This window comes from Citrobacter sp. Cf136 (genome assembly GCF_030333815.1).
GTDB lineage: Bacteria > Pseudomonadota > Gammaproteobacteria > Enterobacterales > Enterobacteriaceae > Citrobacter > Citrobacter freundii.
The window spans coordinates 191,417-217,156 of the sequence record NZ_JAOWFE010000040.1; the positions used below are offsets into that span (position 1 = coordinate 191,417).

Consider the following 25,740-nt stretch of genomic DNA (forward strand, 5'->3'; position numbering starts at 1 on the left):
ATGATCAATTCGCCCCGAGTGTGCATTCAGGTACAAAGCGTCTACATTGAGGCGCAATCCTCACCTGATGATGAACGTTACGTTTTTGCTTACACCGTAACTATCCGCAATTTGGGGCGAGCGCCTGTGCAGCTGTTGGGGCGTTATTGGTTAATCACTAATGGTCATGGCCGCGAAACAGAAGTCCAGGGTGAAGGCGTGGTTGGCGTCCAGCCCCATATCGAACCCGGCGAAGAGTACCAGTACACCAGCGGTGCGGTGATTGAAACACCGCTGGGCACCATGCAGGGTCACTACGAAATGATCGATGAACAAGGCATCGCCTTTACCATCGACATTCCCGTATTCCGACTCGCCGTTCCAACACTCATTCATTAAAACAATAACTATGGCGACATACCTTATTGGCGACGTTCACGGTTGTTACGATGAACTGGTAGCCTTGCTGCATCAGGTAGACTTTAATTCCCAAAAAGACACCCTATGGCTCACTGGCGATCTGGTCGCTCGTGGGCCGGGCTCGCTGGACGTTTTGCGCTACGTGAAATCACTGGGCGACAGCGTGCGGTTGGTATTGGGTAATCACGATTTACACCTGCTGGCCGTATTTGCTGGTATCAGTCGTAATAAACCTAAAGACAGGGTCACATCGCTGCTCGAAGCACCGGATGCCGACGAATTACTTAACTGGCTCCGCCGTCAACCGCTGTTGCAGGTAGACGAAGAGAAGAAGCTGGTGATGGCGCATGCCGGTATCACCCCACAGTGGGACCTGCAGACGGCAAAAGACTGTGCTCGCGATGTTGAAGCCGTGTTGTCGAGCGACTCATATCCCTTCTTCCTTGATGCAATGTACGGCGACATGCCCAATAACTGGACCCCGGAACTGACCGGGCTGGCACGCCTGCGTTTTATTACCAACGCCTTTACCCGCATGCGTTACTGCTTCCCCAACGGTCAACTGGATATGTACAGCAAAGAGTCACCAGAAGACGCGCCTGCCCCGCTGAAGCCATGGTTTGCCATTCCTGGACCTGTCAGTGAAGCGTACAGCATTGCATTCGGGCACTGGGCATCGCTGGAAGGCAAAGGCACACCAGAAGGTATTTACGCGCTGGATACGGGGTGTTGCTGGGGAGGCGATCTCACCTGTCTGCGCTGGGAAGACAAACAGTACTTTGTGCAGCCATCAAATCGCCATCTGAATCTGGATCCTGGCGAAGCGGTCAACGCCTGAGAGATTTATGCCTGATGGCGCTACGCTTATCAGGCCTACATCTGGCACAAGAGTAGGCCGGATAAGGCGTTTCGCCGCCATCCGGCACTTACAGGATTAACGACGCTCCAGAATCTCGAAGCAGTAGCTGTGAGAGTTTTGCGCGTCGGCATCGTGGAATTCACTGAACACCGACTCCCAGTCATCCGGTTCGTAGTCCGGGAAATGCGTATCCCCTTCGACTTCAGCATCAATGTGCGTCAGATACAGCTTCTGCGCTTTTGGCAGGAACTGCTCATACACGCGCCCACCGCCAATCACCATAATCTCTGGTTCATCACCGCAGGCCGCAATGGCTTCATCAACAGACTTCACCCACTGCACACGATCGTCAGTGCCAGGCTTGCTGCTGATGACGATATTTTTACGCCCAGGTAACGGTCGCCCGATGGATTCCCAGGTGTGGCGTCCCATGACAACCGGCTTGTTTAAGGTATTACGTTTAAACCAGGCGAGATCGGCAGGGAGGTTCCACGGCATGGCGTTCTCCATACCGATGACGCGATCTACCGCTAACGCCGCAATCAGACTGATCATTGAATATTTCCCGGATACAAAAAAATTGTCGCCACTATACGGAAAGCGCAATCTTTCGTCGACTGGCGGAAAGAGGATGAACAGGAAAATTTTCCGTTCTGCTGGCGAACCGACCTATTTAAGGTGGTACGCCAGCATTACAGTAGTTCAAAAACAGCCAATTAGCAGTAAAGTTTGCAGAACATCACATTTTTTACCCTATGCTGACGGTTTCACTTCCGGCTCATCGGCGACGTCGCCCGTATGCTTACCTTCATCCGTGCCTTGCCAGCCATGGCGTTGAATTAACGATAAGTGCTGACGATCTTCCGCAATAATTTCACTCAGCATTGCGCTGGTGCGTTTATAAACGGCCGCGCGGGAAGTCGCGTCATTTTCCCCTTTCACCATCTCCTCTACCATCATGGTATTGAATCGGCGGAATACGTCCGCCCGCTCACGTGCCTCATAGCGCCCAAGCCCGAGACCCTCCAACGCCAGACGTCCGGTCTTCAGTGCACCTTCAAAGGTTTCGCGTTCCGGCATATCCACGCCCGCCTGGCGCAGGCGGATGTAATGATCCACATCGCGCGCACGAGCAATAATTTGCAGATGCGGGAAATGCTCTTTCACCATTTCGGTTAACTGCAGGCTGGTTTGCGGATCGTCAATGGCATTAATAATGACTTCAGCTTTCGCCGCCCCGGCAGATTCCAGCAGATCCATCCGGGTCGCATCGCCATAGAAAACCTTCATCCCGAATTTACGCAGCGTTTCGATATGGTCCGGGTCATGATCAAGAACCACCATTTTGACCCCACTCGACAACAACAGACGACCGGTTATCTGGCCAAATCGCCCAAATCCAGCGATGATCACCCGCGGTTGCTCCTCATCAATTTCATCGGCTTCCCGCTCTTCCGAAGTCGCCGATTTTTCCAGACGCGTCAAAATCACCAGCAAAATCGGCGTAGCCGCCATCGACAACGCCACCGCCAGCGTCAGCGATTTCGCCCAGTCAGGATCGAGCACATTTGCCATTTGCGCCGCGCCAAACACCACAAAGGCAAACTCACTGCCCTGCCCTAACAATACGGCAAACCAGCGACGCTGCTTGTTCGGTACCTGCAACGGTTTCGCTATCAACCACAGCATGACGGTTTTGATAACCAGGAAACCGACCAGCAAAATGATAATGCGCAAGGGATTATCAATCAGCGTACCAAAGTCGATAGACATCCCCACGCCAATGAAAAACAGTCCCAGCAGCAATCCTTTAAATGGCTCAATGTCGCTTTCCAGCGCGTGGCGATACTCAGAGCTTGCCAGCAGCACTCCGGCCAGAAAGGCCCCCATCGCCATCGACAGGCCAACCTCTTCCAGGAGCAGACCGAAGCCAAACACGAGGAACAGCGCAACGGCACTGAATACTTCCCGCAGGCCCGAACGCGCAACAAAACGCAAGGCCGGACGTGTGACATAACGCCCCAATACCACCACTAATACCAGTGCGCCCGCTACCTTCAGGGCTGACAATGCAAACGCCCCAAGCGTAGTCGATGCGCCGCTCGCCGCCAGTAACGGGATCATCGCCACCAATGGAATAGCGGCTATATCCTGGAACAGCAGCACGGCAAACGCGCTGCGGCCCATTTGCGAAACCATCAGGTTGCGTTCATTCATTGCCTGCATAGCGATCGCCGTTGAGGAAAGCGCCAGCGTCATGCCGATCAGTTCCGCTACCTGCCAGCGCAGGCCAAGGAACATACAGAACAAACCAATTAAGCCGCCGCAAACCACCATCTGTAGCGCACCGCCGCCGAACACCGATGCCCGCAATTTCCACAAACGTTGCGGATCCAGCTCCAGACCGATGACAAACAGCATCAGTACCACACCGATCTCCGCAAAATGCAGGATGGATTCGGCGTCCGTCACCAGCCTCAGCCCCCAGGGTCCGATAATGCATCCGGCGATGAGATACCCCAGTACCGACCCTAATCCCAGCCGTACGGCGATGGGTACAATCAGCGCCGCCGATCCGAGATAAATCAGCGCCTGTATCAGCGTATGGCTATCCATGGTGTGCCTCCTGCCATTCCATCAGACGCTGTTTGTAGTGACGCGCCTGCGCTTGCAGCGTTTCATCATCACAGATAAACGTACAGTGCATCGCAAACGGCGGCAGCCATTTGAGGCCGCAATAGAGCGCTGTTGCCTGTAAAGGCTGAGAAAGCACATCAAATCCGGGATGGGAGCCAATATCGAAGTGGTTTTCACCGCCGCCGGTCGTCACCGCCCACAGCAGTTGTTTACCGTGCAGCGCAGTACCGCCATGGCCATACGCCCAGCCGTGCGAAAGGACTTTATCCATCCACAGCTTGAGTAATGGAGGTGTGCTGTACCACTGCATCGGATGCTGCCATATGATCAAATCAGCGCGCGCCAGCGCATCCTGTTCAGCGGCAATATCGATATTGAAGTCGGGGTAGAGCTGGTAGAGCGAGCGTATCTCCACGCCCTCCAGCGTCCTTGCCTGTTCAAGCATCCGCTTATTCGCATGCGAATGCTGCGGATAAGGATGCGCATAAATGATGAGAATCATGATTAGCCTGTGTCACTGCATTATTGTAATAACAGTGAGTTTAGTCACTTAATCCACAGGCTAACAGTCAATATTATTGAGTGGCTGAATGGAGAAAACTGAACTAGTTGTCCAGTTCGCTCATATCCTTAACCTGATCGCGGTTAATTTGTTCCGTCTTGCCTGTTTGCGCGTTTTTGTACGACACCAGGCCAGTATCATCATCAACCTGCGGTTTGCCGTCAGTGACGATTGTTTTGCCATCGGTGGTTTTAACCGCCTGGTTTGAGGAACAACCGGCCACGGTAAACAGTGCTGCTGCGGTAAAAATTGAGGTGATCAGGATATGTTTTTGCATGGTGTTCTCCCTGCTTTTCAGTTGTTTTCAGTGATATACCCAGTTAACTGTAGGCTAACTGACTGAGTTGCAGGGAAAATACAGAACACTCCTAATAGCCTGCCCTGGTCACGGGCTTACTGCGAATCGTCATTTGACTGGTTTGCGCCAGCGTCAGACCTCGCGTTTCCGGGGCGAAAGCGATGGACACAAGCAGGCCAATCAGCGAAATTCCTGCGCCCATCAGCATGACATTGCTGATACCGTATTTGGTGATGAATACCGGCAGCGCCCAGGTTGAAACAATAGTACCGATGCGGCTTAAGGACATAATCACTCCGACGGCAGACGCGCGAATGTCGGTAGGGAACAGCTCGTTTGGGTATAGCCACTGCAGGTTTCCCGGTCCCCCCGAGAAAAACGCGTACACGGCAAACGCCAGCACTACCAGCCACGCCCCCATATCAGGAATTAACCCCAGTACAGCCAGCGCCAGCGTCATCATAATAAAACTGCCAATCAACAGCGGTCGGCGGCCCGCGCTATTGAGCCAGAACATGGGAGGAATACACCCCAGCATAAAGCACAGGCTTATCACCACATTGCCCAACGCTGCGCTTTTCCCGGCACCAAGCCCCAATAGTCCAACAATCTGCGGACCAAAGGTATAAATGGCGAACATCGGGATCACCTGACAGGTCCAGATAGCGGCAACAAACAGGACAAACGGGAAGTGTCGGCGATTAAACAACTGAAGGAAACGCGTCTCCTGCGGCGCCTCTTCGTCGAACACCACCGGTTCGCCGAACAGTTTGATCATCATCGCTTCACACTCTTTCACCCGACCTTTACGCAGCAGCCAGCGCGGCGATTCAGGAAGATCGAAGCGCCCAATCAGGATCAAAATACAGGGGATCACCGCGCTGCCCAGCATCCAGCGCCATCCTCCCTCAACATCATAAAGCCAGTAACCGACCAGATCGGCACAGGTGGCGCCGACATACCACATCGCGGCGATAAAACCGATGGAGAAAGCGCGCTGGCGGGTATTGGAGAACTCGGTAATCATCGAGGTAGCAATCGGATAATCGGCACCAATCACAATGCCGATCAGCACGCGCATCACCAACAGCTCAACGGGCGAGGAAACAAACATGGTTGCTGCCGATATCACGCCAATGGCGATAATATCGATGATGAACATTTTGCGCCGCCCGACCTTATCGGAAATGTAGCCAAACAGCGACGTCCCCACAAACAGACCGGCGAGCGTGCCGGCGCCCAGCAGACCAATCCACTGTGCGTCCAGTTTCAATGCTGGCGTGAGCTGTTCCAGCGCCACGCCAATCATCACCAGCACATAACCATCCAGAAATGGCCCACCGCTTCCCCACAGCATTATCCGGCGGTGAATAGAGGTAAATTTGATGTCATCAAAGTTCCTGGGCTGCTGCATAGCGACTTCCTGTTTCAACACGGGCAAAGCGTCATCTATAGGCCGGATAAGGCGTTTACGCCCCCATCCGGCACTGGCGTCACATGATTGCCGGATGGCGACGCTAGCGCGTCTTATCCGGCCTACGGATGCACAACCTCGTACTTATTAACCGTAGCGAAACTCCACGCCAAATGTCCCACGCGGGTATTCCCACTTTTCCAGCGCTATATCGAGCCCGAGAATGCGGCACGTTCCGCACTCCAGGCATCCGGCGTAATCAAACCGTACGCTGCCGTCGTCCTGCTTTTTATACAGTCCTGCTGGACAGGCCTTAATCAGCACTTCCAGCGCCTGTTTATCAGGATCGGTTTTGAGAATGATATGCGGGCTGTCTTCATCGACATTGAACTTATTGACGCCCAGTTTGACGTCCACATTGACGGGAGATGTCATAATACGGTCACTCCTTTCAGGCCATCTTTCATCAGGTTGATGAAGCCCACTTTCTTCGCATGGCGCAGGATTTTTTTACGCATTGGCACTGGGGCGGAACCATCTACGGTGAACAGGTCGCGTGCGATACTGACCGCCATTTCGGGATAGGCGGTAAACATGCGCGGGTTATCAAGAAAAGCAGGAAGCTTCTGGTACATACGCATATCGCGCATCGGGCCATCGTCCAGATGCTGACGGTATTCACCCAGCGACTGCTTGCTAAAGTCGTCGCGCTTCATCGCTGAAAGCACCGTTTTCGCCGCCGCTTCGCCTGCGGAAATGGCGAGATCCATACCGCGAATGGTAAAGCCGAGGTTCATACACATTCCGGCAGCGTCACCGGCAATCAGCACACCGTCCCCCACCAGTTCAGGCTGCATATTCATACCGGCTTCAGGTACGACGTGCGCGGCATATTCCACCAGCTTGCCACCGGCGATCAGTGGGGCAACCGCCGGATGCTGTTTGAAATCTTCCAGCATTTGCGGGACCGATTTTTTCGCGTCTTTCAGGTGATGAAGGCCGCAGACCAGCCCCAGAGAAAGGGTTGTTTCATTCGTATAGAGAAAGCCACCGCCCATCAACCCATCGGTTGGCGATCCGGCAAACAGGCAGGCTGCACCTTCGTTCCCCTGTAACTGGAAACGATCTTCAATTACCGATTTTGGCAGTTCGATCAGCTCTTTTACGCCGACGGCAACATGCGATGCCTCGACGCGCTTTGCCATACCCAGCTTTTCAGCCAGCAGAGAATTCACCCCGTCGGCGAGGATCACCACTTTAGCTTCCAGAATATCGCCGTCGGCTTCCACGCCCACGACTTTACCCTCGCGCTGCACAACGTTATCCACACGAATACCGGTGATAAGCTGGGCGCCCGCCTCCTCGGCCTGCTCCATCAGCCAGGCGTCAAATTTGCTACGTAAGACGGAATAAGAAACCTGCGACGATGCGGCCTCTTCACCATTGCAATAGTCGATGGTCATCGCCCCTTTGTCGGTCATAAAGGCGAGCTTTTCGTGGGTGATTATGCGTTCAATGGGGGCCTGCTCAGCAAAACCGGGAATGATGCGCTCCAGGCTATGCGCATACATGCGCCCACCGGTGACATTCTTCGCGCCAGCAGAATTGCCGCGCTCGATAACCAGCACCTGTGCACCTTCCCGAGCCAGCACCAGCGCCGCAACCGAACCAGCCAGACCTGCACCCACGATGATGGCATCAAAGATATCTTCGGACATACGTACTCCTGTCAGCGGCAGGATACCTTCGCATCCTGCCCGAATGGTTTAACGCGCTAAGGCAGCCGTCAGCGCAGGCAGGATCTTCAGCGCATCGCCAACAATGCCATAATCTGCATACTGGAAAATCGGCGCATTTTTGTCTTTGTTGATGGCGAAAATCGTCTGTGCGCCGTTGGCGCCGACCATATGTTGGATCTGCCCTGAGATCCCCACGGCCAGATACAGTTCAGGCTTAAGCATCAGGTTGGAGATGCCGACGTAGCGTTCATGCTCCATCCACTTCTCGTTTTCCGCCACCGGACGGGAACAGGCCAACTCAGCGCCAATCGTCTGGCACAGCGCTTCTGCCAGCGAGATATTTTCTTTGCTACCAATACCGCGTCCCACGCTGACCACCAGACGGGCTTTGTCGAGATCGACGCTGTTGCTCTGACGCGCCTGAGTTGCCGTACGGGTCACGACAATGGCCGGAGCCTGCCACTGGACGGTGTGCACCTCACCGCTGCGAGCGGTATCCGGTTGCTGCGCGTCAAACGTTCCGCTACTGAGAGTGATCACGGCAAACGGTGAAGCGATTGTTTCTGCTCCCATCGCCAGGCCGCCGTAGACCATATGTTTGACCGCCGCTTTTCCATCCTGCACCGCGACTGCGCTGGCGTCATTTGAGACTGCAGCCGACAAGCGAAAGCCCAGCTTTGCCGCTAACAGCTTGCCCCGACGTGTATTCGGCAGCAGCACCGCGCCGCCCTCGCTGTGCTGACGAATGATTTCGGCCATCGCATCGGCGTAGTCTTCAACCATACGGTCTTCTGGTTTGCCGCTGAGCAGCCAGACATGATCCGCGCCTAAATGACATGCCGTTGCACTGTCCGCATCGCTGAGCACAAACGTGTTAACTTTTTCGCCTAAAGCCTGCGCACCTTTCATCAGTTCCGGCAGACGAGAAGGGGTATCGCTGAATACCCAGATACTGGAAAATTTGTTCATAACATCCCCTGATAATTAAATGATTTTGCGAAGATTCTCGACAAACGCGGCAATCTGTTCTTCACCGTCACCTTCAATTACAACGCGCTGACGCTCGCGCTGTTTCGGCGCAGCAACCTGCTGTGCGGAATACGCCTGCACGCTGTTCAGCCCAATGTCTGCAGGTGACCAAACCTGAACCGGTTTTTTCGCCGCACCAAGAATGGCTTTCATGGAAGGGATTTGAGGGGTGTTGATGTCAGTAGAGACCGCGATAACCGCCGGAAGCGGGATACTCAGGGTTTCAACTTCATCTTCCAGTTCACGCTCTACCGTCAGAGTGCTGTCGGTAAGAGAGAGGATTTTGCTCACGCCGTTTATCGCCGGCACGTCCAGCATTTCGCCCACCAGCAGACCAACCTGCTGAGCATAAAGATCGGAAGAACCGTCGCCGCAAATAAGCAGATCAAAACCGGATTTTTGCACGGCGGCAGCCAGCGCAGTGGCAGTTTGTTGCGGCAGCGCCTGTTCAAATTGATCGTCAATGACAACAATCAGTTCATCAGGGCCACGGGAAAGCACATCTTTGCGCCCTTTTGCATTGGTCAGCGCTTTGCCTCCGACGCTCATGGCCACAACCTGAGCCTCTCCCAACTGCTGTTTTAACTGGCAAGCCGCTTCGATCGCATTCAGATCATATTGGCTGATTTTGCCATCTGCTTTGCTGAAATCGAGTGTTCCATCAGCATTATTAATCGCAATATCCTGCTCATCAGGTACGCATTTGTAGCAAGTAATTATCTTCATTGCATCTCCAGAAATCATGAAGGAAACGTATTTATATCGGCGGTGTTAAATACAGATATCACGCTCTTTAATTCGGAAATAAAACCTTAATCACCAATATTGAAAATGTCACACATTGAAATTCGTAACTTTCAATAGTGTTACATGCCTCACCAATATTGAAAGAATCACGTCAAATATGAAAATTTTCAATATTGTCTGCTGGTTCAACAATATTGAACGCCAGTCACTTAAAAAAGTTAAAAAATCAATATCAAAATTATGATTAATAAGGAAATTCTTTAGATTTCCAGACAAAATAACCAGCATAAAAAAGTGTGACACACATAACAGAATAGCCGGAAATGAATACCCATTATGAGTTACTCACTGAGGCGCCCCAGAGGTTAAAAAGTCATCAACAAATCATTAATAACAAATAAACAAACGATCACATACGGGCACGCTAAATAAATTTCGTTTTCACACTGGAATTCACTTATGAAAAATGAAAAGAGAAAGTCGGGAATTGAACCGAAGGTTTTTTTTCCGCCATTAATAATTGTTGGGATACTTTGTTGGCTAACAGTAAGAGATCTTGATGCCGCTAACGTCGTTATTAATGCGGTATTCAGTTATGTCACCAACGTCTGGGGTTGGGCATTCGAATGGTATATGGTCGTCATGCTCTTCGGCTGGTTCTGGTTAGTCTTTGGCCCGTATGCCAAAAAGAAATTAGGCGACGAAAAACCCGAGTTTAGTACCGCCAGCTGGATTTTTATGATGTTCGCCTCCTGTACATCCGCCGCGGTGCTGTTCTGGGGTTCCATCGAGATCTACTACTATATCTCTACCCCGCCGTTCGCTTTGGAGCCCAATTCCACGGGTGCGAAAGAGATCGGTCTGGCGTACAGCCTGTTCCACTGGGGGCCGTTGCCGTGGGCAACCTACAGCTTCCTTTCCGTGGCCTTCGCCTATTTCTTCTTTGTGCGCAAGATGGACGTCATCCGTCCCAGCTCCACGCTGGTACCGTTAGTGGGCGAAAAGCATGCGAAAGGGCTGTTCGGCACCATCGTTGATAACTTCTACCTGGTGGCGCTGATCTTCGCGATGGGTACCAGCCTCGGTCTGGCGACGCCGCTGGTAACCGAGTGTATGCAATGGCTGTTCGGTATTCCGCATACGCTGCAATTAGATGCCATCATCATTACCTGCTGGATCATTCTGAACGCCATTTGCGTAGCCTGTGGCCTGCAAAAAGGAGTCAGAATCGCCAGCGACGTGCGTAGCTACCTGAGCTTCCTGATGCTGGGCTGGGTGTTTATCGTCAGCGGCGCCAGCTTCATCATGAACTACTTCACCGACTCGGTCGGCATGCTGCTGATGTATCTGCCGCGCATGCTGTTCTATACCGATGCCATCGGCAAAGGCGGATTCCCGCAGGGCTGGACTGTTTTCTACTGGGCGTGGTGGGTCATTTACGCCATCCAGATGAGTATCTTCCTGGCGCGTATTTCTCGTGGCCGTACCGTACGTGAACTGTGCTTTGGGATGGTGCTGGGCCTGACCGCTTCCACCTGGATCCTGTGGACAGTCCTTGGCAGCAACACGCTGCTGCTGATGGATAAAAACATTCTCAACATCCCGCAGCTGATTGAACAACACGGCGTGGCGCGCGCCATTATCGAAACCTGGGCCGCCTTGCCATTCAGCACCGCCACCATGTGGGGCTTCTTTATCCTCTGCTTTATTGCCACCGTCACGCTAATTAACGCCTGCTCCTACACCCTGGCGATGTCCACCTGTCGCGAAGTTCGTGATGGTGAAGAACCGCCGCTGTTGGTGCGTATCGGTTGGTCCGTTCTGGTCGGCGTCATCGGCATCGTTCTACTGGCGCTGGGCGGGCTGAAGCCGATACAGACCGCGATTATCGCCGGAGGATGCCCGCTGTTCTTCGTCAACATCATGGTGACGCTGTCCTTTATTAAAGACGCCAAAGTGCACTGGAAAGACAAGTAATTCTTATTAACCCAATTGATCAAGAGGCTGAAAGATGGATTTCAACTTAAATGACGAGCAGGAACTGTTTGTCGCCGGTATTCGTGAACTGATGGCCAGTGAGAACTGGGAAGCTTATTTTGCCGAGTGCGATCGCGACAGCGTCTACCCTGAGCGTTTTGTAAAAGCACTGGCGGATATGGGCATCGATAGCCTGTTGATCCCGGAAGAACACGGCGGGCTGGAAGCCGGTTTTGTCACCGTTGCCGCCGTCTGGATGGAACTCGGACGTCTTGGCGCACCGACTTACGTGTTGTACCAATTACCTGGCGGTTTTAACACTTTTCTGCGTGAAGGTACCCAAGAGCAAATTGATAAAATCATGGCGTTCCAGGGGACCGGTAAGCAGATGTGGAACTCGGCGATCACAGAACCGGGAGCGGGATCGGATGTTGGCAGTCTGAAAACCACTTATACACGCAAAAATGGTAAGGTTTATCTTAATGGCAGTAAGTGCTTTATCACCAGTAGCGCCTATACCCCGTACATCGTAGTGATGGCGAGAGATGGTGCATCGCCGGATAAACCTGTTTATACCGAGTGGTTTGTTGACATGAGCAAGGCGGGTATCAAGGTCAACAAACTGGAGAAACTCGGTCTGCGCATGGATAGCTGCTGTGAAATCACCTTTGATGACGTTGAACTGGACGAGAAAGACATGTTCGGTCGGGAAGGTAATGGCTTCAATCGTGTGAAAGAAGAGTTTGACCATGAACGCTTCCTCGTCGCACTGACCAACTACGGTACGGCAATGTGCGCTTTTGAAGACGCAGCGCGTTATGCCAACCAACGCGTACAGTTTGGCGAAACGATCGGCCGTTTCCAGCTGATTCAGGAGAAGTTCGCGCACATGGCGATCAAACTGAACTCCATGAAAAACATGCTGCTGGAAGCCGCATGGAAAGCGGATAACGGCACTATTACCTCGGGCGACGCGGCCATGTGCAAATACTTCTGCGCCAACGCGGCATTTGAAGTGGTAGACACCGCCATGCAGGTGCTGGGTGGCGTGGGTATCGCGGGTAACCATCGCATCACGCGCTTCTGGCGTGACCTGCGCGTTGACCGTGTTTCTGGTGGTTCTGACGAAATGCAGATCCTGACGTTGGGTCGTGCGGTATTGAAGCAATACCGTTGATTCGTTCGTTTCGTAGGCCGGATAAGGCGTTTACGCCACCATCCGGCAATATGCCCGGTGGCGCTGCGCTTACCGGGCCTACAAAAAAAGCCAGGAGAAAAATGATGAATCATTTACCAATGCCATCCTTCGGCCCGCTATCCGGGGTACGCGTTGTCTTTTCAGGGATCGAAATTGCCGGTCCGTTCGCCGGACAGATGTTCGCCGAATGGGGTGCTGAGGTTATCTGGATTGAAAACGTCGCATGGGCCGATACCATCCGCGTGCAACCTAACTATCCGCAGCTATCACGCCGTAATCTGCATGCCCTGTCGCTGAATATTTTCAAAGATGAAGGCCGGGAAGCGTTTCTGAAGCTGATGGAAACCACCGATATTTTCATTGAAGCCAGTAAAGGCCCGGCCTTTGCCCGCCGCGGTATTACCGATGAAGTGCTGTGGGAACATAACCCGAAACTGGTTATCGCCCACCTTTCCGGCTTCGGCCAGTTTGGTACCGAGGAGTACACCAATCTTCCGGCGTATAACACCATCGCACAGGCGTTCAGTGGCTATCTGATCCAAAACGGTGACGTGGATCAGCCAATGCCAGCCTTTCCGTACACCGCCGATTACTTCTCCGGGATGACCGCGACGACAGCGGCGCTGGCGGCTCTGCACAAAGTCCGCGAAACGGGTAAAGGTGAAAGCATCGATATCGCCATGTACGAGGTGATGCTGCGCATGGGTCAGTATTTCATGATGGATTACTTCAACGGCGGCGAAATTTGCCCACGCATGACCAAAGGCAAAGACCCGTATTACGCTGGCTGCGGCCTGTATAAATGCGCCGATGGCTATATCGTCATGGAGCTGGTCGGCATCACGCAAATCAACGAGTGCTTCAAAGATATTGGCCTCGCCCACATTCTTGGCACACCGGAAGTACCGGAAGGCACCCAGCTTATCCATCGCGTGGAATGCCCTTACGGCCCGCTCGTGGAAGAGAAACTGGACGCGTGGCTGGCAACACACACCATCGCCGAAGTCCAGGCGCGTTTTGCTGAGCTGAATATCGCCTGCGCGAAGGTGCTGACCATTCCGGAACTGGAAGGCAACCCTCAGTACGTTGCTCGTGAATCCATTACTCAGTGGCAAACAATGGATGGCCGCACCTGCAAAGGGCCAAACATCATGCCGAAATTTAAAAACAACCCGGGGAAAATCTGGCGTGGCATGCCGTCACATGGCATGGATACTGCCGCCATTCTGAAAAACATTGGTTATAGCGAAACAGACATAAATGAGCTGGTCGGCAAAGGCCTGGCCAGAGTTGAGGAATAAACGCGACGCGCTGACCCGCGAGTGGGTTAGCGCTCACGCCTGATTTCAGTGGATAAAGCAATATGGATATCGTTGGCGGACAAAACTTACGTCAGATGTGGGACGACCTGGCCGGGGTGTACGGAGATAAAACGGCGTTAATTTTCGAATCCTGCGAAGGAGTCGTTCGGCAGTTTAGCTATGCCTCGCTCAATGAAGAGATTAACCGCACGGCAAACCTGTTCCATTCCTTAGGGATCCGCAAGGGCGATAAGGTCGCATTGCATCTGGATAACTGTCCGGAATTCATTTTTTGCTGGTTTGGGCTGGCAAAAATTGGCGCCATTATGGTACCGATTAATGCCCGCTTACTGGGCGAAGAAAGTGCCTGGATCCTACAAAACAGCCAGGTAAGCCTGCTGGTCACCAGCGCCCAGTTTTATCCTATGTACCGCCAGATACGGCTGGAAAATACCACACCGCTTAATCATATCTGTCTGATTGGCGAACAGCTTCCGGTTGACGACGGCGTGAGCCACTTTACCCAACTGCAATCCCGCCAGTCGACTACGCTGTGTTATACGCCCGCGTTATCCACTGACGATACGGCGGAAATTCTGTTTACCTCAGGCACCACTTCACGGCCTAAAGGGGTGGTGATTACCCACTACAACCTGCGTTTTGCAGGCTACTACACTTCCTGGCAAATCGCTCTGCGCGATGATGACGTCTACATGACGGTGATGCCCGCTTTTCATATCGACTGTCAGTGTACCGCCGCAATGCCCGCATTCTCCGCTGGCAGCACCTTTGTGCTGCTAGAGAAGTACAGTGCCAGGGCGTTCTGGAATCAGGTGCATAGATATAAGGCGACGGTTACCGAATGCATTCCGATGATGATCAGAACGCTGATGGTACAACCTGCCGCGCCAACCGACAGACAGCATCACCTGCGCGAGGTAATGTTCTATCTCAATTTATCCGCACAGGAAAAAGACGCCTTTACCGAACGCTTTGGCGTCAGGCTGCTGACCTCCTACGGTATGACTGAAACCATCGTCGGTATTATCGGCGACCGTCCCGGTGACAAACGACGCTGGCCCTCCATTGGCCGCGTGGGATTTAGCTATGAAGCCGAAATCCGTGACGATCACAACCGTCCCCTGCCCGCCGGAGAAATTGGCGAAATCTGTATTAAAGGCGTGCCGGGCAAAACAATCTTCAAAGAGTACTATGCCCAGCCGGAGGCTACCGCCAAAGCGCTGGAACCTGAAGGCTGGTTACATACCGGAGATTCGGGCTATCAGGATGCGGATGGCTATTTTTATTTCGTCGACAGACGCTGCAACATGATTAAACGCGGCGGAGAAAATGTCTCCTGCGTCGAGCTGGAAAATATTATTTCTGCGCATCCGAAAATTCAGGACATTGTGGTTGTCGGTATTAAAGATTCAATCCGTGATGAAGCCATTAAAGCGTTTATCGTCCTTAATGAAGGTGAAACATTAAGCGAAGCCGAGTTCTTCAGCTTCTGCGAAAACAATATGGCGAAATTCAAGGTTCCCTCGTTTATGGAGATAAGAACCGACCTGCCGCGCAATTGTTCAGGAAAAATAATCAAAAAAAATCTGAAATAACCCTCTCGGTAGGAATTCCTCCTGCCGGGAAATCTATTTATCTGGAGATGAACTATGAGTGAATCATTACATCTGACCCGTAACGGCCCGATTCTGGAAATTACCCTCGACCGGCCTAAAGCCAATGCCATTGATGCCAAAACCAGCTTTGCCATGGGTGAAGCGTTTCTTAATTTTCGTGATGACCCGGAATTACGCGTAGCGATAATCACCGGCGGCGGTGAGAAATTCTTTTCTGCGGGCTGGGACTTAAAAGCGGCAGCTGAAGGTGAAGCGCCGGATGCCGATTTTGGCCCAGGCGGCTTTGCCGGTTTAACCGAAATTTTCGACCTCAATAAACCGGTCATCGCTGCGGTAAACGGCTATGCGTTTGGCGGTGGTTTTGAATTGGCGCTGGCGGCGGATTTTATCGTCTGCGCGGAAAATGCCAGCTTCGCGCTACCGGAAGCCAAGCTCGGGATCGTGCCTGACAGCGGCGGCGTTCTCCGTCTGCCTAAACTGCTGCCACCGGCTATCGTCAACGAAATGGTGATGACCGGCAGACGAATGAGTGCCGAAGAAGCGCTGCGTTGGGGTATCATCAACCGCGTTGTCAGCCAGAGCGAACTGATGGATAGTGCGCGCGAACTGGCGCAGCAGCTGGTGAATAGCGCCCCACTGGCGATCGCCGCGCTGAAAGAGATTTATCGTGCGACCAGCGAAATGCCGGTAGAAGAAGGCTACCGCTACATCCGCAGCGGCGTGCTGAAGCACTATCCGTCAGTGCTGCACTCCGAAGATGCGCTTGAAGGACCGCAGGCGTTTGCAGAAAAACGCGATCCGGTGTGGAAAGGACGCTGATAACCGATGAGCTATTACGCCTTTGAAGGCCTGATTCCGGTAGTGCATCCAGAGGCGTATGTTCATCCCAGCGCCGTGTTGATTGGTGATGTGATCGTGGGGGCTGGCGTCTACGTCGGCCCGCATGCCTCACTGCGCGGTGACTATGGTCGCCTGATTCTGGAGGCAGGTTCTAACTTGCAGGATGGCTGCATCATGCACGGTTATTGCGACACTGACACCATCGTGCATGAGAATGGGCATATCGGCCATGGCGCAATCCTGCACGGTTGCGTGGTGGGCAGAGATGCGCTGATCGGCATGAACAGCGTCATTATGGACGGCGCAGTGATTGGTGAAGAGAGCATTGTCGCCGCCATGAGCTTTGTCAAAGCCGGATTTCAGGGGGAGGCAAGGCAGATGCTGGTGGGCTCACCCGCTCGCGTATTGCGTGAAGTCACAGATCAGGAGCTGCACTGGAAACGGCTGAACACCAAAGAGTATCAGGACCTTGCAACCCGCTGCCAAACAAGCCTACACGAGACGCAGCCATTAACGCGGGTCGAAAAAAACCGGCCGCGCCTGAAAGGCACGACGGACGTAAAACCCAAATCAGCACAGTAATTGATGCCGGATGCGCTCACGCTTATCCGGCCTACGCGTCAACCACCGTTTATGCCGCCATCAGGCAACTGACAATTAGCGACGCATACTCTTGGAGAGCATCATCTGCCATTTCTGCTCACGGTTGAGCTCTGTTGGGGGAACGGCAGACAGCCGCGGCGTTTTCGCCACACTCACCTTTTTTTCCTGCAAATTGTGGCTCAATCGGTTGTAGAGGTGAGAATCAATACTGATGACTTTTACCAGACGTTGGCACTGGCAGCCCCGGCCTGCAATCTGATTAGGGATCATCTTAACTTCACAAACAATTTCTCCCACTTCCGACAGAATATAAGAGAGCGTATTAATTGCTTTGCAGTGTTCAATATCAAAATGGCGGGAAATTTCCTTTGCGGTGATCCAACGATCTTCAGCCATCATCCAGTCAGCAATTAACAAATAAAGCGGTCTTTCAACATATTTTTCACACATAAGCACACCATTTCACAAATTAAAAATCTGGCTACGGCCTGTCCAAATTAATAAAAACTAAGCCATATTAAAATTGTGGATATAAAAGATAGTATGCGACTTGAATGTTGATTAGTGTGAGCAATATCGTGCTTATTACATTGAAAATGTGGTTATGAAACTGCATTTGGCCAGGAATGACCTTACGAGAGATAAAAAAAGGGTTTCTTTACAGAAACCCTTTCAAGATTATATTGCAGGTCCGGTTAACGCAATTATCACCGGACTCTTTGTTTATGACTTTTTGATCTGCGCGTGCATTTCCTGCACCGAGGTCACCTTCTCAGTGGCATCGGCATTCAGCGCCATAGCCGTCGCGAAGCCACCGTTCAGGGTAGTGTCATAATGCACTTTGTACTGCAGGGCGCTACGGCGAATCAGCTTGGAATCCTCAATCGCCTGACGACCTTCGGTGGTGTTGATGATGTAAGTGTACTCGCCATTCTTGATACGGTCCTGAATGTGCGGACGCCCTTCATGCACCTTGTTCACCAGACGTGGATTGATACCCGCTTCGCCCAGCACAATCGCCGTGCCGTGCGTTGCATCCAGCTCAAAACCAAACTTCAGCAGTTTCGCCGCCAGGTCAACCACACGCTCTTTATCGCCTTCGCGAACGGAGAGCAGCGCACGCCCCTGTTTTTTCATGGTGGAGCTGCTGCCCAGCTGTGCCTTGGCGAACGCTTCCGCGAAGGTACGACCCACGCCCATCACTTCCCCGGTAGAGCGCATTTCTGGCCCTAACAGCGGGTCAACGCCCGGGAATTTGTTGAACGGCAGCACCACTTCTTTTACTGAGTAGTACGGCGGGATAACTTCTTTGGTTACGCCCTGCTGTGCCAGTGTTTTCCCGGCCATCACGCGCGCCGCAACTTTCGCCAGCGGTACGCCAGTTGCCTTGGAGACGAACGGAACGGTACGCGCCGCACGCGGGTTCACTTCAATCAGGTAAACTTCGTTATTCTTCACCGCAAACTGAACGTTCATCAGACCGCGAACCTGCAGTTCGAAGGCCAGTTTCTGCACCTGCTGACGCATCACATCCTGAATTTCCTGGCTCAGGGTGTACGCTGGCAGAGAACATGCGGAGTCACCGGAGTGTACGCCCGCTTGTTCGATGTGCTCCATGATGCCGCCAATCAGCACCATTTCGCCGTCGCAGATAGCGTCCACGTCCACTTCAACCGCATCGTCAAGGAAACGGTCCAGCAGTACCGGCGCATCGTTAGAAACGCTGACCGCAGTCTGGAAGTAGCGACGCAGGTCGGCTTCGTCGTAGACAATTTCCATCGCGCGGCCGCCGAGAACATACGACGGACGCACCACCAGCGGGTAGCCAATCTCTTTCGCCTTCTCAACAGCCTGTTCGATAGCCGTTACGGTAGCGTTCGCCGGTTGCTTCAGCTTCAGACGGTCAACCGCCTGCTGGAAACGCTCACGGTCTTCCGCGCGGTCGATGGCATCCGGGCTGGTGCCGATTACCGGTACACCTGCCGCTTCCAGCGCACGCGCCAGCTTCAGCGGGGTCTGGCCGCCGTACTGTACGATGACGCCTTTCGGCTTCTCAATACGCACGATTTCCAGTACGTCTTCCAGCGTGACTGGCTCGAAGTACAGGCGGTCGGAAGTGTCGTAATCAGTAGAGACGGTTTCCGGGTTACAGTTGACCATGATGGTCTCGTAGCCGTCTTCACGCAGCGCCAGCGAAGCGTGTACGCAGCAGTAGTCGAACTCAATGCCCTGACCGATACGGTTTGGACCACCACCCAGCACCATGATTTTATCGCGGTCGACGGACGGATTCGCTTCACACTCATCTTCATAAGTGGAGTACATATAAGCGGTGTCGGTCGCGAATTCTGCCGCACAGGTATCCACGCGCTTGTAGACCGGGTGAAGGTTATATTGGTCACGCAGTTTGCGGATTTCCGCTTCGCGAACGCCGGCCAGTTTTGCCAGGCGCGCATCAGCGAAGCCTTTGCGCTTCAGTACGCGCAGGAAGTCAGCGTCGAGGCCGTTGATGCCAAGGTCAATGACTTTTTCTTCCAGGCGCACCAGCTCTTCAATCTGCACCAGGAACCAGCGGTCGATGTTGGTCAGGTTGAACACACCATCGACGGACAGGCCAGCACGGAAGGCATCGGCGATGTACCAGATACGCTCAGCGCCAGCGTCTTTCAGTTCGCGACGGATTTTGGTCAGCGCTTCAGGGTCGTCCAGGCTGACTTTCGGGTCGAAGCCGGTCGCGCCCACTTCCAGACCGCGCAGCGCTTTCTGCAGCGATTCCTGCTGGGTGCGGCCAATCGCCATCACTTCACCAACAGATTTCATCTGCGTGGTCAGACGGTCATTAGCACCTACGAATTTCTCGAAGTTGAAGCGTGGAATTTTCGTCACAACGTAGTCGATGGACGGCTCAAACGAGGCCGGAGTACGGCCGCCGGTGATGTCGTTCATCAGTTCGTCGAGGGTGTAACCTACGGCCAGCTTGGCGGCGACTTTCGCAATCGGGAAGCCGGTAGCTTTGGACGCCAGCGCCGAGGAGCGGGATACGCGCGGGTTCATCTCGATGACAATCAGGCGACCGTTTTTCGGGTTTACCGCAAACTGGACGTTAGAACCGCCGGTTTCCACGCCGATTTCACGCAGTACCGCCATCGAGGCGTTACGCATGATTTGATATTCTTTGTCGGTCAGCGTCTGGGCAGGTGCTACGGTGATGGAGTCACCGGTATGGATGCCCATCGCGTCGAAGTTTTCGATGGAGCAGACGATGATGCAGTTGTCGTTTTTATCACGCACAACTTCCATCTCGTACTCTTTCCAGCCAATCAGCGATTCATCAATCAGCAGCTCATTGGTTGGGGAAAGGTCCAGACCGCGTTCGCATATTTCTTCGAACTCTTCGCGGTTGTAGGCGATACCGCCACCGGTGCCGCCCATGGTGAAGCTAGGGCGGATAATGCACGGGAAGCCAACGTCAGCGGCAACCGCCAGCGCTTCTTCCATGGTGTGAGCGATGCCTGAACGCGCGGTGTCGAGACCAATCTTCTTCATCGCGATATCGAAGCGACGACGGTCTTCCGCTTTATCAATGGCATCCGCCGTTGCGCCAATCATGGTCACGCCGAATTCAGCCAGTACGCCCTGGCGTTCCAGCTCCAGCGCACAGTTCAGCGCCGTCTGACCGCCCATGGTTGGCAGCACCGCGTCCGGACGCTCTTTCTCAATAATTTTGCGTACTACTTCCCAGTGAATCGGCTCGATGTAGGTGGCATCGGCCATTTCCGGGTCGGTCATGATGGTTGCCGGGTTGGAGTTCACCAGAATAACGCGGTAACCCTCTTCACGCAGGGCTTTACACGCCTGTGCGCCGGAATAGTCAAACTCACACGCCTGACCGATAACAATCGGACCCGCGCCCAGAATCAGGATACTTTTTATGTCTGTACGTTTTGGCATGGCTCTTTTACTCCTGATTATTTCGCGGACTGACGGTATTGCTCAATTAACTCGATAAAGTGGTCGAACAGCGGTGCAGCGTCGTGCGGACCCGGACTCGCTTCAGGGTGCCCCTGGAAGCTGAATGCCGGTTTGTCGGTACGATGAATCCCCTGCAAGGTGCCGTCGAACAGTGACTTGTGGGTCACGCGCAGGTTGGCAGACATGGAGGCTTCATCTACAGCAAAACCGTGGTTCTGCGCGGTGATCATCACGGTGTTGTTATCAATATCTTTTACCGGATGGTTGCCGCCGTGGTGGCCAAACTTCATCTTAATGGTCTTCGCACCGCTCGCCAGCGCCAACAGCTGATGGCCGAGGCAGATGCCAAATACCGGAATATCGGTTTCGAGGAATTTCTGAATCGCGGTAATCGCGTAGTCGCACGGCGCCGGGTCGCCAGGGCCGTTGGACAGGAAGATACCGTCCGGATTCATCTTCAGAACGTCTTCTGCTGAGGTTTTCGCTGGTACAACCGTCAGGCGGCAGCCGCGGTCCGCTAACATACGCAGAATGTTACGTTTAGCGCCGAAATCGTAAGCCACAACGTGGAACGGCAGTTCATCGGCAGATTTTGCTTCCGGCAGGTCACCCGCCAGCGTCCAGCTACCCTGCGTCCAGCTATAAGGCTCCGCGGTGGTCACTTCTTTCGCCAGATCCATACCGTTCAGGCCAGGGAAAGCTTTTGCCTTTTCCAGTGCCAGCGCCGCATCCGGGTTATCGCCCGCGATGATGCAGCCGTTCTGTGCGCCCTTTTCACGCAGCAAACGCGTCAGCTTACGAGTATCGATATCAGCAATCGCCACAATGTTATGGCGCTTCAGGTAAGAAGAGAGGTCTTCGGTATCGCGGAAGTTGCTGGCAATCAGCGGCAGGTCGCGGATGACCAGGCCTTGCGCATGTACCTGTGAAGATTCTGCATCGGCTTCATTGGTGCCGACATTACCGATATGAGGATAAGTAAGAGTGACGATTTGGCGGGAATAGGAAGGATCAGTGAGGATTTCTTGATAACCGGTCATTGAAGTATTGAAAACGACTTCCCCAACCGCCGAACCTGTTGCCCCTATGGCCCGACCGTGAAACTGGGTTCCGTCTTCCAGAACCAATAGCGCTGACTTAATCAAAACACCCTCCAGAGAATATTCACTCACTTTATTTGCATATTAATTCATTAACACCTCATGAATCAATGCAAATTTGCTTACCTATGGATTTCTGGCAAACGGCGGCATTCTAGAGATAGCCCACGTAAAAGTCTACCCAAAAGGGTAATTTTTATTATTATTTTGCGCCACTGGGATAAATCATACGATTTAACAGGCAAAAAGATCAGCTAACTTGTGGTGGAAAACGCTTGCGGTAGGCAAAGAGTGCAAAAACAGAATGCGGGAGAGAAAAAAGTGGACCATTTGGTCAAAATTTACATTGAGATAACATAAAAACCCAACAAAACATATACAAACACTCATTTAAAAGAAAAAATACATTCAAAAGCGAAAAATTAAAGGGCAATAAAGTATTGCCCCATGTAATCAATTAATTATGATTACAATAACCACATCACGAAGGGTAGTAAAAGCTATAAATTACGTAAATCAAGCACATCTTTCATATCAAAAAGACCATTTGACTTTGATTTTAGCCAAATTGCCGATCTCACCGCGCCGTTCGCAAAAGTCATGCGGCTGGACGCTTTATGCGTGATCTCAATACGCTCGCCAATATCAGCAAACATCGCGGTATGCTCACCAACGATATCCCCCGCCCGCACCGTGGCAAAGCCGATCGTGCCCGGTACGCGCTCGCCGGTGTAACCTTCACGCGAATAGACTGCGCAGTCTTTCAGATCTTTATCCAGCGCCCCGGCAATCGCCTCGCCCATCGCCAGCGCAGTGCCTGACGGCGCATCAACTTTATGGCGGTGGTGGGCTTCAATAATCTCAATATCGGTGTAATCGCCCATCACTTTCGCCGCTTTCTCCAGCAGCTTAAGCATAACGTTCACGCCGACGCTAAAGTTCGCGGCGAAAACGATAGCAATCTCCTGCGCGGCATCACGAATAGCCTGTTTACCCGCGTCATCAAAGCCGGTGGTGCCAATCACCATTCCTTTACCGTGCTGGCGGCAAAACGCCAGATGCGTCAGCGTGCCTTCCGGGCGGGTAAAATCGATGAAAACATCAAAATCATCTTTCACCGCTTCAAGGCTACTTTGTACGGTAACGCCCGTTTTCCCGGCTCCCGCTAACTCTCCGGCATCGCTTCCTAATAAGGAGGAACCTTCGCGCTCCAGCGCCGCGCCCAGCTGTACGCCTTCCATGCCGAGAGTGGCCTGAATCAACTGACGCCCCATGCGTCCTCCGGCTCCCGCGATGGCAACGCGGATTTGTGCATCATGCATAGCTATTCTCTTTTGTTAATTTTACGTAAATCGTTTTCAGATTAACCAGCGCAACGCTGCGCCGCCAGCCGAAAACGTCGATAATTAGAATTTAATGATAAACAGGCAGAGATATCAGTAAAAGGCATGACGCCACGGAAAAAGCAGCGTCATCGGGTTATAAAGCGCGGAGATCAAGGGGCCAGTGTCAGCACCTCTGCCACCCACTGCTGGAAACCTTCAACGTTCAGACCCAGCGCAACCTGCGCATTTGCTGGATGCCCCAGACGTCCTTCGATATCCACCACCGTCGTACCTGAGGTATATTCGCCCTGGGTTTCAACCGCCACGAAACACGACTGCAGGGTAAACAGTTCCGGGCGCACCAGCCAGGCAATGGCACACAGATCGTGCATTCGCAGCCCCGTATTCATACTGCCGCTACGGTAATGGCTAAACAGCGCGTGCAGCATTTTTCCCGTCTGGTTAAGCTTGGGGAGCGTCGCCAGATAGTCCGGGGCGAGCATGGCCTGGTTAGTAACATCCAGCCCACACATCACAATATCCAGCCCGCTCTGGAAGACTTTTGCGGCAGCCTCGGGATCGATAGCAATATTAAACTCGGCGTTGGGTGTGAAGTTCCCGCGCCCGGCAGAGCCGCCCATAATCACCAGACGGTGAATGTTGAATACGCATTCAGGATAATGGGTCAGCAGCAGCGCAATGTTGGTCAGCGGGCCAATTGCCACCAGCGTCACGGGCTGCGGGGCATGCATCAGCGCATCGCGAATCGCCTGGAAGGCGGGTTTTGCCATCGCCTGGCGGTCGTGTTCGACAAATTCATACCCTTCCATACCGGACTCGCCGTGCACGGAAGCGGCATCACGCAGCGGCCGCACCAGCGGCATCGATGCTCCCTGCGCCAGTGGAACATCCGCATTCCAGAAGTGCAGCAGTTGCAACGCATTACGGGTGGTTTTTTCCACCGACACATTGCCTGCTACCGTGGTCATCAGTTGCAGATCCAGCTCAGGGGCAAACAGCGCGGCGGCAATGGCGGCGGCATCATCAATGCCGGGATCGGTATCAAGAATGATCGGTAAGCGCATGGTTTCTCCATAAAAAAATGCCAGACGTTAAGTCTGGCATCTTCTCATAATCGTAACCGGAAAGACTTACTCTACTTCACGAACATCCACACGCAGCTCTTTCGGCACTTCGAAAACGATGTTCTCTTCGCGGCCTTCCAGCGGAATAGCTTCCCCACCGCCAAGCTCCTGCAGGCGAGCAATCACGTTTTGCACCAGGATATCCGGCGCCGAGGCTCCGGCCGTCACGCCTACGCACTTCGCCTCTTTCACCCACGCTTCCTGGATGTCGGTCGCATCGTCAATCAAATACGCCGCTTTCCCCATTCGCTGTGCCAGTTCAGCCAGACGGTTGGAGTTAGAGGAGTTCTTCGAGCCAACCACCAGCACAACATCAGCCTGTTCCGCCAGCGCGCGAACAGCTTCCTGACGGTTGGTGGTGGCATAACAGATATCGTCTTTGCGCGGTCCGACAATTTTCGGGAAGCGTTGACGCAAAGCATCAATAACGTCAGAAGTATCGTCAACGGAGAGCGTGGTCTGCGTCATGAAGGATAATTTGCCTTCATTTTTCACATTCAGTTTCAGCACATCATCTGGTGATTCAACCAGATACATTCCGCCTTGCGGGTTGCTGTACTGGCCCATCGTGCCTTCGACTTCCGGGTGTCCGGCGTGACCAATCAGAATGGATTCTTCGCCACGACGACTGGCGCGGGCAACTTCCATATGCACTTTCGTGACTAGCGGACAGGTTGCATCAAAAACCGTGAGGTCGCGGCCTTTGGCTTCGTTACGCACCGCCTGAGACACGCCATGAGCGGAGAAAATCAGGATCGCGCCATCCGGCACTTCGCTGATTTGCTCGATAAAAATAGCGCCGCGCTCGCGCAGGCTATCCACCACATAACGGTTATGTACCACTTCATGACGGACATAAATCGGTGCGCCGTAAATAGCCAACGCGTTTTCGACAATGCTGATAGCGCGGTCTACGCCAGCGCAAAAACCGCGCGGGTTGGCCAACAGGATCTGCATT

Annotated in this window: 23 protein-coding genes; 8 read left to right on the top strand and 15 right to left on the bottom strand. The window is 53.1% G+C overall.

All coding sequences use genetic code 11. The features are described from left to right. Both apaG and apaH read left to right on the top strand, forming a co-directional pair. Window positions 1-378 (top strand): Co2+/Mg2+ efflux facilitator ApaG/CorD, encoded by a 378-nt coding sequence (gene apaG, locus OGV98_RS20175; protein ID WP_003018867.1) that lies wholly within the window; start codon window positions 1-3, stop codon window positions 376-378. Between the two features lie 10 nt (window positions 379-388). Next, window positions 389-1,237: a bis(5'-nucleosyl)-tetraphosphatase (symmetrical) ApaH gene (apaH, locus tag OGV98_RS20180; RefSeq protein ID WP_016149534.1), complete on the top strand. Its 849-nt coding sequence runs from the start codon at window positions 389-391 to the stop codon at window positions 1,235-1,237. Window positions 1,238-1,333: 96 nt separating this feature from the next. Here apaH and folA read toward each other — a convergent pair whose 3' ends face one another. The 9 genes from folA to OGV98_RS20225 form a co-directional block, all read right to left on the bottom strand. Beyond that, entirely contained in the window at window positions 1,334-1,813 is a 480-nt protein-coding gene (gene folA, locus OGV98_RS20185) for a type 3 dihydrofolate reductase (RefSeq protein WP_003018873.1), read from the bottom strand. A gap of 198 nt (window positions 1,814-2,011) precedes the next feature. Beyond that, the gene (gene kefC, locus OGV98_RS20190; protein ID WP_003018875.1) at window positions 2,012-3,874 is read right to left on the bottom strand and encodes a glutathione-regulated potassium-efflux system protein KefC; all 1,863 of its coding nucleotides are present in this window, start codon (window positions 3,872-3,874) and stop codon (window positions 2,012-2,014) included. Continuing rightward, window positions 3,867-4,397 (bottom strand): glutathione-regulated potassium-efflux system oxidoreductase KefF, encoded by a 531-nt coding sequence (kefF, locus tag OGV98_RS20195; protein WP_003018878.1) that lies wholly within the window; start codon window positions 4,395-4,397, stop codon window positions 3,867-3,869. The genes kefC and kefF overlap by 8 nt, the downstream gene beginning before the upstream one ends. Window positions 4,398-4,500: 103 nt before the next feature. Further along, on the bottom strand, window positions 4,501-4,734 hold the full coding sequence (locus OGV98_RS20200) for a YgdI/YgdR family lipoprotein (RefSeq protein ID WP_003018880.1): 234 nt from the start codon (window positions 4,732-4,734) through the stop codon (window positions 4,501-4,503). 91 nt (window positions 4,735-4,825) lie between these two features. Beyond that, the gene (locus OGV98_RS20205) at window positions 4,826-6,169 is read right to left on the bottom strand and encodes an MFS transporter (RefSeq protein ID WP_003845694.1); all 1,344 of its coding nucleotides are present in this window, start codon (window positions 6,167-6,169) and stop codon (window positions 4,826-4,828) included. A 147-nt stretch (window positions 6,170-6,316) separates the two neighbouring features. Then, entirely contained in the window at window positions 6,317-6,604 is a 288-nt protein-coding gene (gene fixX, locus OGV98_RS20210; protein ID WP_202580790.1) for a ferredoxin-like protein FixX, read from the bottom strand. Further along, complete coding sequence (locus OGV98_RS20215; RefSeq protein WP_003018887.1) at window positions 6,601-7,887, bottom strand: FAD-dependent oxidoreductase; 1,287 nt, start codon at window positions 7,885-7,887, stop codon at window positions 6,601-6,603. Before OGV98_RS20215 ends, fixX begins: the two co-directional genes overlap by 4 nt. A 48-nt stretch (window positions 7,888-7,935) precedes the next feature. After that, window positions 7,936-8,877 carry an electron transfer flavoprotein subunit alpha/FixB family protein gene (locus tag OGV98_RS20220; RefSeq protein WP_016149531.1) on the bottom strand — a complete coding sequence of 314 codons (942 nt, stop codon included), beginning with the start codon at window positions 8,875-8,877 and terminating at the stop codon, window positions 7,936-7,938. Window positions 8,878-8,892: 15 nt separating this feature from the next. Then, on the bottom strand, window positions 8,893-9,663 hold the full coding sequence (locus OGV98_RS20225; RefSeq protein WP_058842291.1) for an electron transfer flavoprotein FixA: 771 nt from the start codon (window positions 9,661-9,663) through the stop codon (window positions 8,893-8,895). Window positions 9,664-10,143: 480 nt separating this feature from the next. Between OGV98_RS20225 and caiT the strand changes: the two genes are divergently transcribed. The 6 genes from caiT to caiE all read left to right on the top strand — a co-directional run bounded on the left by caiT (window position 10,144) and on the right by caiE (window position 17,219). After that, window positions 10,144-11,661 (top strand): L-carnitine/gamma-butyrobetaine antiporter, encoded by a 1,518-nt coding sequence (gene caiT / locus OGV98_RS20230; protein WP_003018896.1) that lies wholly within the window; start codon window positions 10,144-10,146, stop codon window positions 11,659-11,661. A gap of 34 nt (window positions 11,662-11,695) precedes the next feature. Then, entirely contained in the window at window positions 11,696-12,838 is a 1,143-nt protein-coding gene (gene caiA, locus OGV98_RS20235; protein ID WP_003018898.1) for a crotonobetainyl-CoA dehydrogenase, read from the top strand. 104 nt (window positions 12,839-12,942) lie between these two features. After that, on the top strand, window positions 12,943-14,160 hold the full coding sequence (caiB, locus tag OGV98_RS20240; RefSeq protein WP_061549261.1) for an L-carnitine CoA-transferase: 1,218 nt from the start codon (window positions 12,943-12,945) through the stop codon (window positions 14,158-14,160). A 62-nt stretch (window positions 14,161-14,222) separates the two neighbouring features. Beyond that, on the top strand, window positions 14,223-15,776 hold the full coding sequence (gene caiC / locus OGV98_RS20245) for a crotonobetaine/carnitine-CoA ligase (protein WP_003845685.1): 1,554 nt from the start codon (window positions 14,223-14,225) through the stop codon (window positions 15,774-15,776). A gap of 54 nt (window positions 15,777-15,830) precedes the next feature. Further along, on the top strand, window positions 15,831-16,616 hold the full coding sequence (gene caiD / locus OGV98_RS20250; protein WP_049002757.1) for a crotonobetainyl-CoA hydratase: 786 nt from the start codon (window positions 15,831-15,833) through the stop codon (window positions 16,614-16,616). Between the two features lie 6 nt (window positions 16,617-16,622). Further along, window positions 16,623-17,219 carry a carnitine operon protein CaiE gene (gene caiE / locus OGV98_RS20255; RefSeq protein ID WP_003837359.1) on the top strand — a complete coding sequence of 199 codons (597 nt, stop codon included), beginning with the start codon at window positions 16,623-16,625 and terminating at the stop codon, window positions 17,217-17,219. A 75-nt stretch (window positions 17,220-17,294) separates the two neighbouring features. Here caiE and caiF read toward each other — a convergent pair whose 3' ends face one another. The 6 genes from caiF to ispH form a co-directional block, all read right to left on the bottom strand. Beyond that, window positions 17,295-17,690: a carnitine metabolism transcriptional regulator CaiF gene (gene caiF, locus OGV98_RS20260; protein ID WP_003018912.1), complete on the bottom strand. Its 396-nt coding sequence runs from the start codon at window positions 17,688-17,690 to the stop codon at window positions 17,295-17,297. A gap of 273 nt (window positions 17,691-17,963) precedes the next feature. Beyond that, window positions 17,964-21,191: a carbamoyl-phosphate synthase large subunit gene (gene carB / locus OGV98_RS20265; protein WP_003018915.1), complete on the bottom strand. Its 3,228-nt coding sequence runs from the start codon at window positions 21,189-21,191 to the stop codon at window positions 17,964-17,966. 17 nt (window positions 21,192-21,208) lie between these two features. Further along, window positions 21,209-22,357: a glutamine-hydrolyzing carbamoyl-phosphate synthase small subunit gene (gene carA / locus OGV98_RS20270; RefSeq protein ID WP_071698648.1), complete on the bottom strand. Its 1,149-nt coding sequence runs from the start codon at window positions 22,355-22,357 to the stop codon at window positions 21,209-21,211. A gap of 455 nt (window positions 22,358-22,812) precedes the next feature. Further along, window positions 22,813-23,634 (bottom strand): 4-hydroxy-tetrahydrodipicolinate reductase, encoded by an 822-nt coding sequence (dapB, locus tag OGV98_RS20275; protein WP_003018920.1) that lies wholly within the window; start codon window positions 23,632-23,634, stop codon window positions 22,813-22,815. Between the two features lie 173 nt (window positions 23,635-23,807). Next, window positions 23,808-24,722, bottom strand: a complete 915-nt coding sequence (gene rihC / locus OGV98_RS20280) for a ribonucleoside hydrolase RihC (RefSeq protein WP_057101886.1) — start codon at window positions 24,720-24,722, stop codon at window positions 23,808-23,810. Window positions 24,723-24,788: 66 nt separating this feature from the next. Beyond that, window positions 24,789-25,739 (bottom strand): 4-hydroxy-3-methylbut-2-enyl diphosphate reductase, encoded by a 951-nt coding sequence (gene ispH, locus OGV98_RS20285; protein ID WP_003018925.1) that lies wholly within the window; start codon window positions 25,737-25,739, stop codon window positions 24,789-24,791. Between the last annotated feature and the right edge of the window lies 1 nt (window position 25,740).

Coding starts and splice junctions, on each gene's coding strand:
- ispH (WP_003018925.1), bottom strand. CDS start 25,739: ATGCAGATCCTGTTGGCCAACCCGCGCGGTTTTTGCGCTGGCGTAGAC.
- OGV98_RS20220 (WP_016149531.1), bottom strand. CDS start 8,877: ATGAACAAATTTTCCAGTATCTGGGTATTCAGCGATACCCCTTCTCGT.
- OGV98_RS20200 (WP_003018880.1), bottom strand. CDS start 4,734: ATGCAAAAACATATCCTGATCACCTCAATTTTTACCGCAGCAGCACTG.
- OGV98_RS20225 (WP_058842291.1), bottom strand. CDS start 9,663: ATGAAGATAATTACTTGCTACAAATGCGTACCTGATGAGCAGGATATT.
- caiC (WP_003845685.1), top strand. CDS start 14,223: ATGGATATCGTTGGCGGACAAAACTTACGTCAGATGTGGGACGACCTG.
- apaH (WP_016149534.1), top strand. CDS start 389: ATGGCGACATACCTTATTGGCGACGTTCACGGTTGTTACGATGAACTG.
- folA (WP_003018873.1), bottom strand. CDS start 1,813: ATGATCAGTCTGATTGCGGCGTTAGCGGTAGATCGCGTCATCGGTATG.
- OGV98_RS20215 (WP_003018887.1), bottom strand. CDS start 7,887: ATGTCCGAAGATATCTTTGATGCCATCATCGTGGGTGCAGGTCTGGCT.
- dapB (WP_003018920.1), bottom strand. CDS start 23,634: ATGCATGATGCACAAATCCGCGTTGCCATCGCGGGAGCCGGAGGACGC.
- caiA (WP_003018898.1), top strand. CDS start 11,696: ATGGATTTCAACTTAAATGACGAGCAGGAACTGTTTGTCGCCGGTATT.
- kefF (WP_003018878.1), bottom strand. CDS start 4,397: ATGATTCTCATCATTTATGCGCATCCTTATCCGCAGCATTCGCATGCG.
- caiE (WP_003837359.1), top strand. CDS start 16,623: ATGAGCTATTACGCCTTTGAAGGCCTGATTCCGGTAGTGCATCCAGAG.
- OGV98_RS20205 (WP_003845694.1), bottom strand. CDS start 6,169: ATGCAGCAGCCCAGGAACTTTGATGACATCAAATTTACCTCTATTCAC.
- carB (WP_003018915.1), bottom strand. CDS start 21,191: ATGCCAAAACGTACAGACATAAAAAGTATCCTGATTCTGGGCGCGGGT.
- caiF (WP_003018912.1), bottom strand. CDS start 17,690: ATGTGTGAAAAATATGTTGAAAGACCGCTTTATTTGTTAATTGCTGAC.
- kefC (WP_003018875.1), bottom strand. CDS start 3,874: ATGGATAGCCATACGCTGATACAGGCGCTGATTTATCTCGGATCGGCG.
- rihC (WP_057101886.1), bottom strand. CDS start 24,722: ATGCGCTTACCGATCATTCTTGATACCGATCCCGGCATTGATGATGCC.
- caiB (WP_061549261.1), top strand. CDS start 12,943: ATGAATCATTTACCAATGCCATCCTTCGGCCCGCTATCCGGGGTACGC.
- apaG (WP_003018867.1), top strand. CDS start 1: ATGATCAATTCGCCCCGAGTGTGCATTCAGGTACAAAGCGTCTACATT.
- fixX (WP_202580790.1), bottom strand. CDS start 6,604: ATGACATCTCCCGTCAATGTGGACGTCAAACTGGGCGTCAATAAGTTC.
- caiT (WP_003018896.1), top strand. CDS start 10,144: ATGAAAAATGAAAAGAGAAAGTCGGGAATTGAACCGAAGGTTTTTTTT.
- caiD (WP_049002757.1), top strand. CDS start 15,831: ATGAGTGAATCATTACATCTGACCCGTAACGGCCCGATTCTGGAAATT.